The following is a 269-nucleotide window of genomic DNA, read 5'->3' on the forward strand; positions in this document are numbered from 1 at the left end:
AAGAGACGATATTGGGTCTGTAGCTCAGCTGGTTAGAGCGCTCGCCTGATAAGCGGGAGGTCGGTGGTTCAAGTCCACTCAGACCCACCAATATCGACCTAGATGGGGCTATAGCTCAGCTGGGAGAGCGCCTGCCTTGCACGCAGGAGGTCTGCGGTTCGATCCCGCATAGCTCCACCATCTTTAAGCGTTCTTGTTCGACAAAAAGTCTTACGAGAGTCTTTAAAAATGGTTCAATTTATTGAATCAAGCTCTTTAACAATTTGGAA

The 269-nt window shown here is 48.7% G+C and carries 2 tRNA genes; both read left to right on the forward strand.

Annotated features, from left to right (window positions below):
• The first annotated feature begins 13 nt into the window (after window positions 1-13).
• Window positions 14-90, forward strand: a tRNA-Ile gene (locus AB4583_RS21215).
• A gap of 14 nt (window positions 91-104) precedes the next feature.
• A tRNA-Ala gene (locus AB4583_RS21220) sits at window positions 105-180 on the forward strand.
• Window positions 181-269 lie beyond the last annotated feature (89 nt).

This window comes from Vibrio sp. 10N.222.49.C12 (assembly GCF_041475025.1).
Lineage (GTDB): Bacteria > Pseudomonadota > Gammaproteobacteria > Enterobacterales > Vibrionaceae > Vibrio > Vibrio crassostreae_C.